6 protein-coding genes are annotated in these 10,725 nt (G+C 60.3%); 4 read left to right on the top strand and 2 right to left on the bottom strand.

Features of this window, described 5'->3' with window-relative positions:
• The first annotated feature begins 456 nt into the window (after positions 1–456).
• The gene (locus tag ACFYYT_RS34215) at positions 457–744 is read left to right on the top strand and encodes a helicase associated domain-containing protein (protein WP_388610435.1); all 288 of its coding nucleotides are present in this window, start codon (positions 457–459) and stop codon (positions 742–744) included.
• A gap of 57 nt (positions 745–801) precedes the next feature.
• Here ACFYYT_RS34215 and ACFYYT_RS34210 read toward each other — a convergent pair whose 3' ends face one another.
• Both ACFYYT_RS34210 and ACFYYT_RS34205 read right to left on the bottom strand, forming a co-directional pair.
• Positions 802–1,575, bottom strand: coding sequence for a hypothetical protein (locus ACFYYT_RS34210; protein ID WP_351827191.1), 774 nt, complete (start codon positions 1,573–1,575; stop codon positions 802–804).
• A gap of 198 nt (positions 1,576–1,773) precedes the next feature.
• Positions 1,774–2,981, bottom strand: a protein-coding gene (locus tag ACFYYT_RS34205) for an IS3 family transposase (protein ID WP_351827256.1) whose coding sequence is annotated in 2 segments (ribosomal slippage) — positions 1,774–2,684 and positions 2,684–2,981 — 1,209 coding nt in all. Because the reading frame shifts where the segments join, the coding sequence is not laid out codon by codon here.
• A gap of 983 nt (positions 2,982–3,964) precedes the next feature.
• Here ACFYYT_RS34205 and ACFYYT_RS34200 point away from each other — a divergent pair.
• The 3 genes from ACFYYT_RS34200 to ACFYYT_RS34190 all read left to right on the top strand — a co-directional run bounded on the left by ACFYYT_RS34200 (position 3,965) and on the right by ACFYYT_RS34190 (position 9,870).
• Entirely contained in the window at positions 3,965–4,723 is a 759-nt protein-coding gene (locus ACFYYT_RS34200) for a hypothetical protein (RefSeq protein ID WP_388610432.1), read from the top strand.
• 282 nt (positions 4,724–5,005) lie between these two features.
• Positions 5,006–5,236 (top strand): hypothetical protein, encoded by a 231-nt coding sequence (locus ACFYYT_RS34195; RefSeq protein WP_351827195.1) that lies wholly within the window; start codon positions 5,006–5,008, stop codon positions 5,234–5,236.
• A gap of 464 nt (positions 5,237–5,700) precedes the next feature.
• Complete coding sequence (locus tag ACFYYT_RS34190) at positions 5,701–9,870, top strand: hypothetical protein (protein WP_351827197.1); 4,170 nt, start codon at positions 5,701–5,703, stop codon at positions 9,868–9,870.
• Positions 9,871–10,725: the final 855 nt, after the last annotated feature.

Raw genomic sequence — 10,725 nt, 5'->3', positions numbered from 1 at the left:
CCGCTACGACAAACGAGCCCGCCACTACAACGCCCTCGTCACCCTCGCCTGCCTACAACTCTGGCTGCCGAAATGACATTGCGGACACGCCCTAGCGGCGCTGGACGCCACCTTCCAGGGCGCGGCGGTGGGCATCTGGCTGAAGAACGCGCGAGCCGCAGCGAGGAAGGCCGCCGAAATCAAGCAGCGGCGTGCCGAGGGGCTGCCGGTGGAGTCGTCGGCCGGCGCGCTGACGAACAAGCGGCGCGAACAGCTGGAGGACATCGACCCCTCCTGGTGCCCGAGCTGGCCGGTGACGTGGCAGCGCTCCTTTCACCTCGTCCGGCAGCACCTGGACACGGGCGAGGCCCTGCCCACCGAGGCGGCCCAGGTCGTGCGCCAGGGCGAGGACCTCGGGCGGTGGGTGACCTCGGTGCGGTACGGCTGGGACCAGCTCACCGGGGTGCAGCAGTGGATGTGCGAGCAGGTCCTGGGGTCGAGCCCGCCACCGAGGACGAGAAGCCGAAGCCGCGCCCCACGCAGGCCGACAAGTGGACCACCCACCTCGGCGCCGCCCAGCAGTTCTTCGAGCGCGAGGGACACCTGACCGTGCCCCGCAAGCACGTCGAAACCGTTCTCTCCGAAGACGGCGCAGAACTCCAGTTCCGGCTGGGGTCATGGATCAACAACCAGCGCAGCCGGGCCGCCTCGCTGACCCCGGAGCGGGTAAAGCAGCTGTCCAAGGTCGGAATGCGCTGGGCATAGCCGCACGGCGCGCAGCGGGGCCGGACAGGGTGTTCCTGTGCGGCCCCGCTGCGGTCGTCAGGCGCTGGCTTCCTCTCCTGGCGGTGCGTCTGCAGGCTGCTCGTCACGGGGTTCGGCAGGGGGCATGAGGACGAGTCGGTCTGTGTCGGACAGCTCCAGCGGCCGGTGAATGCCCTCGATCGGAGGGGAGTCGTTGTCGGTGACGATGATCTGCAGACGGTCGACGTGTTCGGTGGTAGTGCGCAGGAGGCTGGCGTACATCTTGCGCAGACGTTCAAGGTCGACACCTTCGTGGCCGACGTTGCTGCTGATGCCGTCGATGATCAGGAGATTGGGCAAGGGGATATCGGGGTCGTTGAGTGCCACGTGTTGGTGCGCAAGGACGTGGGCGACGTTGACCAGTACCTCGACGCCTTGCGATTGCAGGTCAGCGAAGGGGCGGCAGTCCACGACAGGCATGTACGTCTTCTTGTTGATGTAGGAGCCTGGCTCGCCGTCGAAGCGGGGTGCGTCGAAGCTGCGGACGGCTGCTTCGAAGGCGTCGTCGAGTTTCCGCAGGCGTTCGCTGACGGCTTGGTTGCTGTGGCGGGTGGCGTCGATTTTGCTGTTGAGATCTTCTTGCTCGCGTTCCAGTTCCGCAACGCGTTCGGCCTGTCCCGCTAGCCGGTCGTGGACGGCCAGGCCGTCGTCCAGGCGGGCGAGGTGCTCCTCGAGTCGGGCCTGCTGGGCGGCGACGCTTCGGATGCGGTCTGCCTGGTCGGTGATGTAAGTGGAAGTCGCTCGGTCCAGTTGAGCACCGAGGTCTGTCCGGTGCTGGGTCTGGGTAGCCAAGGCTGCATGGAGTTGAGCGAGGCGGTGGCTGCTCCGGGCGATGAGTTCCTCGGTCTCCGTGACCTGCTCGATGACCCGGTCCTGTTCCGCGGCCAGAGAGGACGGCGCCGGCAGGTTGGGTGGGACCTGGAGGCAGAGACGGCAGGTGTGCTCGTCTCCCTGTCCGGTACGGGCCTTGACCCCGGATTTTGAACACGTCTATGCGGCTTGGGCCAGGGTAGTTGGTGTTTGTTGGATGGCGTTCTCGTAGGCGATCGGTGATCGTTGTCCGAGGCGGGAGTGCCGGCGGCGGGTGTTGTATCGGGTCAGCCAGCGGAAGGCGTCGAGCCTGGCCTCGCGCTCGCTCGGCCAGGCCTTGCGGCCTTTGAGTGTTTCTCTTTTGAAGGCGGCGTTGAAGCTTTCCGCGGCGGCGTTGTCCGCGCTGGACCCGACCGCTCCCATACTCTGCCGGACCCCTGCTGACCTGCAGATTTCGGCGAAGGCTCGACTCGTATATTGAGACCCGTGGTCCGTGTGCATGATCGCTCCATCGAGACTGCCGCGGGTTCGCCCGGCGGCCGCCAGGGCGTCGATAACGAGCTCGGTTCGCATGTGATCTGCGATCGCCCACCCGGCCAGCCGGCGGGAGGCGAGGTCGATTACGGTCGCGAGATAGAGCAGCCTCGCGCCGCTGACCGGCAGGTATGTGATGTCGCCGACGTACTTCGTGTTCACCGCGACCGCGGTGAAGTCACGTCCGATCAGGTCCGGTGCCTTCGCCGTGGCCGGGTCTGCGAGGGTGGTGCGGTGCCGGCGGCGCAGACGGACTCCCTCGAGCCCGATGGTCCGCATGATCCTCGCGACGCGTTTGTGGTTGATCCGTTCGCCCTCGTCGCGGAGTTCGGCGGTGATCCTGGGGGCTCCGTAGGTGCCGTCGGAGTCCTGATGGACTTTGCGTATCCGGGCAGCGAGCCCGGCTTCGACGATCTGCCGGGCCGCCCTGGCTGCTGCGGTGCGGCGCCAGTAGTAGAAGCTCGAGCGAGAGATGCCCAGCATCGAACACAGCCGCGTGACGCCGAACCGGCGCTGGTGGTCTTCAACGAACTGGCAGCGGTTCACCAGCGCGTCTCCCCTGTGAAATACCGGGCCGCCTTGCGGAGAATGTCGCGTTCTTCCTCCAGCTCGCGGATCCTCTTCCGCGCTGCGGCCAACTCCGTCTGAACATCATCACCGTCGGCTCGCGGGGCGACCGTCTGCGTCGAGTGAGAGCCGGGGCGGCGCCCGTCGGCGGCCCGGATCCAGTTCCGCAGTGTCTCGGTGTTCACCCCGAGATCACCGGCGACCGACCTGATCGTCGCTCCCGGCCTCGACCGGTACAACGCAACCGCGTCCGCCTTGAACTCGGCAGGGTAATGCTTCATCCCCACGGGGACTCCGTTCTCCTGGACCATCAAGATCCAAGTCTCTCCGGTGTCCAAAACCCGGGGTCAAGGCCCATCACCAAACCGGAACGAGGGTGCACACACATCGAGTCCTCCCAAGGTCGGAGGCATCACCGTCCCACCGGGAGTCCCTGCGTAAGGGTTGGTTCCCGCGGGAGCAACCACGAACGAGTGAGCCACGCGGTCCCGCCAGCCACGCTTACCGCACTGGCCACAATCACCACGAACGATCCGTTCGCAGAACGGTCACAGACCACGGGCACAGTCGCCAGACTCTCTGCACGGGGCACCATCAAGCCGCTGACGTGAGGAAACACCTATACGGCCAGCGCCGTCTGACCACCTCGCGACCACGCCATTTCCAAGATTCCCGACAGCGTCAGGTCGTTCCGGCCGAGGTCGAAGCGGAACCGGGCGCGGCGCCGCAGTGCGGCGGTGGTGCCGCGCTGAGCGGAGCCCCAATCCGGACCGTCCGAACGGTGGCGACTTGTTAGGACCGTTCCCATGTACTGGCGTTGACGCGAGTGAAGGCCAACCCTTTTGTCCTTTTCGCACGCACTACGGTGGCAGAATTCAGCCTAATCGACACCCTTTCATCAACATTCCTTTATTAATATTATAAGTTGGTTTGTCTGATTTTAGCTTCCCGCAATGACCACACTTGACACGTTTCATCCACGCCAGGCCAATCAGCCACCACTTCCCCCTCGTGCCGATTTGAACTGATTTATTGCAGGTTTACATAAACTTTGAATTGAAATACGGTCTATGGCCAACTGAAGTCACCCAACGATGGGGTCAAATTGAGCCGATACTTTCAGGCCGCCGGGGCTGTTGTCCTTATTGGAGTGCTCGCGGCATGCGGAACGGGGGCTCAGGCTGAGCCTGCGGAGCCAGCTCCTGTGGGAGCTCCACGCCTCGCTCTCGAGTCCATACCGGCGGCGCCAACCAAGGGGTTGGCACAAGGCATGACCCTTCCCCTTGATGGATACTCCAGCACGCCGAGTGAGCAATATGCTTGGCAGGTTGCGACGCAGAATCAGTGGCGTTCCTGCATGGCTCGCTACGGTTTCAAGACATTCAATCCCCCGGCGCCGTCGCGCCAGGTAGCCGTCGGTGCAGCAGATTCTGACATGGGCCGCCGATATGGTGTTTCCGACCTGGAAACTGTCAGGAAGCGCGGGTACCACCTGCCGGAAACTCCTGAGCCCCCGCGCTGGGAGCCGGCGAAAGGTGCGGAGGAATCAGTCTTCACCGGAACCGGAGCTGAAGTAACCGACGGGGCCTATAAGGGCAAGGAAATTCCGCCCGGTGGATGCCGCGGTGAAGCTAAGCGTATGTTCCCGGTGCCACAGACTCCTGAAGTTGCAAACGCAGAAGGTCGTGCCTTCGCGGCTGCGAAGGAGGATGTATCGGTAAAGCAGGTGGTAGCACAATGGTCGGAATGCATGAAAAAGCGTGGGTTCGAGATCAAAACACCCCTCGACGACTTCTCCTCCCTGGGAGTCGCAGTAGGTTCCCCCTCTCCGAGTGCCCGTGAAATTGAAATCGCTACAGCTGACGTCGAATGTAAGGGAGAGACGAAGCTCGTCGACTTCTGGCACAAGAATGAAGAATCTAAGCAGCGGGAGGAAATAGCGAAGGTTGCACCCAAGCTTGAAAATGAGCGGAGCGAGAAGAACTACGTAGCAAACAAGGCCGTCCAGGCCTACAGGATGCAGGACTGACAGATGATATCGAAAATATCCCGTATAGCGTTCGCGGCTTTGTTGGCGCTAATTTCCGCATTCTTCACGGCGCCTGCAGCAGAGGCTGCAACGTCGTACGAGTCCGACGAATGCACCTCCGCGAACAACAGCTACTGCTTCGCCATGTACTACGACAGCCGAGGCGAGCAGACATGGTATTCGACAAGCTCATGCTTCGTCACAAATAGAAGCATATATGACCATCTTGGATATTCTCCTAATGGTGCAGTTCTGGTTCGATTCGTCTTCAATTCTGGATTGATGTCCAACCTCTACAACACATGCCGGGGCGGTTCAGGATCGGGCCGCGAACTGAAGAATGCCGCCGCGTCGGCGTCGAATGCAGAATGCTCGGCACACTATCGAATTTATTTCAGCTCTGGCTATAACGGCCTGAGTCAGGAGTTCCTCCCGAACTGTGGCGACTACTGGCCGGCAGACAACCTTCTCACGGAGTTGAAAAACGATAACGCTTCAAACGCGAGGTACTGAAATCGGTTCATTCATGGACTCCTGACTCTGCATGCCGAAGCCAGGCCTTGGTCCAGAACAGCTGCGTTGAGCTGATCTAGCGGATGTTCGAGCGCACTAATCAGTGTGCACGTGCTCGAACATCCGCTTCGGCGTCGAGGCGTAGCGGCAGCGCAATCCCCTAAAGGGCGAGCCTTCGCCAACACACGATTTTTCTGCCTGAAGAATCAAATAGATGCCGCCAGATAGGATAAACCTTACCGCCCTGTAGTGAGCAGTCAAGGCAAGCTCCAAACGTTAGCGAATCCAGCCATTCCCTGTGTGACCAATCTCTAGGGTTTGTTCTAGTGAAAATAAAAAAACGCGTCCCAAAACTAGTAATAGGGCTGTCGATCTCTGCTCTCAGTACAAGCCTCTTACAGGCACCCGCAGCAGCGCAATCTGATCCGAGCGCCGAGGCCGCCAATAGGCCTCACCTCACTTCCGTGCCGAATTCGAATCGCGACGCGGTTCTTGGAAGCGACTGGCGCATTTCCAAAGACCGGGCCTGGGCCACAAGTGGAGATGCCACGGGATTCCATATCCTGGTTGCTGATCGCAAGGACGGGTACTCCTGGCGGACTGTCGCCATCCTGTCCGAGTCTGGTCTCGACGACACGGACATGTGGATCGGCAACGCTTGCGTCACGGGATCCGGTAAGCGTGCCGTCGTCGCGTACGCTCCTCGCACGTTCACCAACAAAGCCGAGCTGATGGCCCGCGGGGCGTTTACTGCAGTGGTCGACCTCGACTCAGGGAAGGTGACCAAGCTTGACCGGCAAGCCTCCCTCGCCTACTTCAACCCCGGCTGTGGGAAGGACGAGACGGTTGTCCTGACTCAAGCCGGCGGCGAAACCCACAACGCGACCCGATTGCTCAAGGTCGATGCTTCGGCAGGTCGGATCGGGAAGGTTATCGAGCTGCCTGGGCAGGTCACCTCCGCGATTCCTGTGGGCAAGGACATCGTCGCCGCTGATGGTGCCCGGCTCGCTCGGATCGATGATGAGGGCCACACCGCTGCCATCGCGCATACCAACAAGGTGCCGTTCGGGCTGGCCGCGGATGCTGACGGTGGCGTGGTCTTCATGGACCGGTCCGCCGGATCGGCCGAGCAGGGCGAGGTCAAGCGGGTCAACGCTCAGGACATCTCCCACACCGATACGGCGAAGGCCAAGCCGTCGCTCTTGGCTAAAGGCAAGCTGGCACGGATGGATCTCTCGGCCAGCGCCGGGGGCAAGGTCTTCATCACTGGGGAAACCAAAACTGCGGGACAACTGCCTCCTACGGTCACCCACCGAGCGGACGTCCCCAAAGGCTCGATAGCCACCACCCGGGGTGAGGCGCTCGTTACAAGAGTTACGTCAGATGCCGGGGCAGACCCTCGCACGCCGCGGACTTCCCACTTGCAGCCGACGGAAATCGACGTGAAGGTGCTGAATTCTGGTAAAACGGCCACCTTCACCGTTCCCCCACCATCGCCGGCCGCTCCCGCAGCCCCAGAAGCCAAGGCGGCTCTGACCACGGTTCCTGCGAACGAAGCCACCGACGAGCCCGAGCGCTACTGCGCGGTGCCCCGAAACAACCCTGCCAAGCAGGCCATACAGCCCAAACCACGTCAGGTGGAGTGGGCCGTCGACCAGATAGTCAACGGAACCCTGGACAAGAACATCTCCCGGCCGGCGAACTGGAAGAACCTGGGGATGTCCGCCTACCAGCCCCAGACTCTGTTCCCACGGCTCGGGCTCAACGGCGGCGGCCGGATTCCGGCACAGGTGCTGTTGGGGATCACTGCCCAGGAATCCAATATGTGGCAGGCCTCTCGTGTGGTTGTGCCCGGCGTAACCGGCAACCCACTGGTCGGCAACTACTACGGCATCAAGTACGCCGCCAGCGGCCAACAGACCGACCCATGGGCAATCAACTGGGCTGAAGCCGACTGCGGATACGGGGTCACGCAGATCACCGACGGCATGCGCATGCACGGCAAGGAAAAGCCCGGTGAGTCGCAGCTGACCACACTGCAGCAGGAAGCCGCAGCACTCGACTATGCCGCGAACATCGCTGCCGGCCAGCGAATCCTCGCGGATAAGTGGAATGTGACGAATGCCGACGGCTTGAAGGTCAACAATGGCGACCCGAAGTATCTGGAGAATTGGTTCTATGCTTTATGGGCCTACAACTCCGGCTACTACCCAAAGGCTGCAGCTGCGAGCAACAACGGCCTTTGGGGTGTTGGATTCACCAACAACCCCGCGAACCCGCTCTGGAAAGCAAATCGCACTCCCTTCCTTGAAGGGGCGATATCCGGCGGAAACGACTACACGGACGCCAGGCACCCGCAAGATTGGCCATATCAAGAAAAGGTACTTGGCTGGGCAGCCCGGCCCCTGCAAGCCTTGGAATCCCCAGGGAACATGGTGGTCGGCTTCCGTCCCGCTGCATGGAACAGCAATGCCATGCGCACTACGGTCAAACCGCCAGAGGGTCTATTCTGCACTGCCGCCAACAGCTGCGATCCCAGCAAGATCGGCCCCGACGACAAGAACGATCCCGGCCTGGGCGCCTGCAATCGCTCAGACCTAAAGTGCTGGTGGAATCAGCCGGTGACTTGGAAGAACTGCACAACTAAAGCAGAGTGCGGCTCAGAAGTCATGCGTTTCAATGACACTTACACGGAAGAGGCGGACGGCACGGCCTATCCGCCCAACTGCACCACTCAAGGTCTACCCGCCAACGCGCTTATCGTGGACGACGTCGCAGATGGGACACCAATATCCCGCCCCGGCTGTTCGCTTCCTAAGGCCACGAGCGGGACTTTCTCCCTGGACTTCGCCACACCCAGCGCTAAGATCGATTTTCAGCAGCTTGGTGCGGGATACGGCGGTCACTTCTGGTTCGCCCACACCCGGCAGGCCGGGACCGAAGGCGATCGTATGAAGGTCACTGGGACCTGGAAGCTCAACCAGACCCTGAACAGCGACGCAAAAATTTACGTCCACATTCCCGACCACGGGGCGCATGCAAAAAAGGCACGCTATGAAATCAACACCAAGAATGGCTGGAGGGAGAGGGTAATTGAACAGCCTGGTTCTGGTAATCGTTGGATAAGTCTGGGGGCATTCAGATTCAAGGGTTCCGTTCCCGAGGTTCGGTTGACGACCATCACCTCAGACGGGACGGGGGATGAAGATATAGCGTTCGACGCTGTCGCATTCGAACCCGGCACATGGAACATGCTGCCTGATATCGTTATCCCCGCCGAAAACCTCAGCGCTCCTGAACCAGATTTTGTCGACAACGACAAGCAGAAGCAGCCGATCCCCCAAGGGCCGACGGCAGCAAGGAAGGATTCCCCGAATCTTTCAGCCGGGCAGAATCCCGCTGAAGACTGCCGAGATACCACTAACAAAAAAGTGCGGCAGTGTGTCACTCTCGACTACGATCTGGGCAAGTACAAGACGTCGCCAGCTAAATCACCCAGCGCAAGTTCCACGGCCGGCAGCGATGACCCACTCGTCTCCTGGTGTAACGATCCTAGTGTCACCGGCTACACCATAACGCGGCGTGAGGGCTGCCATAAACTGGCGGTTCTCACCCGCTGGGAGAAGGATGGAAAGACAGTAGGAACGGCTGCTTTCATGGTTCGTGAAGAAACCGTGGTGAGCAACTCGGCCGAGTTCTATCAGAGAACCTTCATTAGCCCCATGTCCATTTCGCCAACTCTCGGGGCTGTAACGCTTGATTACTGGGATGCTCTCTGCATAACAAACTGCAGTAGCTCCCTCGATGGGGCATGGAACGGCTCTACCACCTGGACTGGCTCGTCCGATACTCACTGGGCCAGCGCAACTCGGAAATTCGCCTGGACCAAGCCAGTGTCAGGGACATTCGAAGACCTGGATAGAGGAACTGTACTGAAATTCAGTGCGGCATCCCCTGACGCGGCTGGAGCCGTAGAAACCAAAGCTCCAAGCTGGACATTCTGGGATGAAATTCAGTGCGATAATGGGGTCGCAGTGGCAAATTCGACCGGGTGTGTCTTCGGAAAACATATTCCCACTTGGCAGGCAGACACCAACAGGTATCCGCCAGCCGCGGCCTATTACTGGGTGATGCGCGAAAAGCTACCCACGCATCCAGGCAGTAAGGCGCATGGAACCCCGATGCATCGCCTGAAGGACGCCCGAATGGCGAGGCAGAACAGAGAGACGATCTGCAACAGAACTGGCGATTACGCCTGGACTCCTCATAACGACGCGACCCCAGACGCGCGAAACCGAATCCAGTGTGACGAGTTCCCCTTCGCTGCCAGCCAGGAAAGCGGCGGCAGCTGGCTTCCCTTGATAAATGGGGGGTCGTGTGTGCAACTTTACGCCCAGGTACAAAGCGACAACACGTGGCGACTGATTACGGATGACAGGACAGATCCTCCGACTTGGCAGGAGATATGCGGCAGGGCCGCCATGCCTGGCCAGGACAATATGGATGCGGGCCGTGGACCCGGCCTCTCGGGCTTTTACACGAAGGCACGAGTCCTGGACACGCGAGCCTTCTACCTGGAAGTCCCGGGATATGAAGGCTGCAACGTAGATAGTGTCTGTATCCCCCACCCGTAGGAGTTAGAATTGATTAGGGTGAGATTCGCATTGGATCTCACCCTAATCAATCTTCTACCGCCATTCGATATGTCGAGATCCCTGCCGACCCTCAACTATCTCTGCGATCAAAGGTTGTCCGGTCGCATCTTGGATGGGAGTGCCGTCGGTGAGAGAGCGGAGGGTGGATTCTAGCATTTGCGAAACGCTATCCCATCGCCGCACCCCCCATAGCTCCAAGTCCGGATCTACTTCGAGAATGGATCCGAAAGAATCTCCGTTTCGGTGGTCTACAACCAACTGTGTGCCGACATGGGTTATGGCAATCGGAATCCACCTCACATGTGCCACAGATCCGACCACGAAATCGATATTGTCGTCCTCAATGCTCCACGCGACTTCCTTCTCCATGTCTCGCTGACCGAACTTCATCCCCTCCGCGTCGAGAAGGAAGTATCCGCCAGGAATAAATCCGCCTGGGCCTGTGAACCCTCGGTCTGCATGCACTCCGTTATGGGTGGTCAGCCAGGACGCCAGTTCCGGGTGAAGTTGGAACCTGTTTTCTGAGATGGATGCGATGTCGAACGAAGAGGCGGGCGGATTGAGTCGCTCTAAATCCCCTGGAGCGTTGGCTGCAAGCCAACGCTCAAGAGAACTCGCAAGATCTAGCATAGTCATTGAAGTCTCGCTTTCCCGTCGGGAGTCTTTCTTGAAGGTCTAGTCATATCTAGAAAATTCGTAAAGGTTAGCACCTGTGTCGTATGTAGCGACCTCCCATCGACTCGGCAGGTGTCTCTCGCGCGTGGCATCAGTAAGTGGCATCCAGCTTGATTGCCTCCGGAATGTCGGTGGCTCTTCCGAGCCGACATCGCCCAG

Source organism: Streptomyces sp. NPDC002032, assembly GCF_042890765.1.
Taxonomy (GTDB): Bacteria; Actinomycetota; Actinomycetes; order Streptomycetales; family Streptomycetaceae; genus Streptomyces.
The sequence above is the reverse complement of the archived record's forward strand: the minus strand, read 5'-3'. Positions and strand labels throughout refer to the sequence as shown.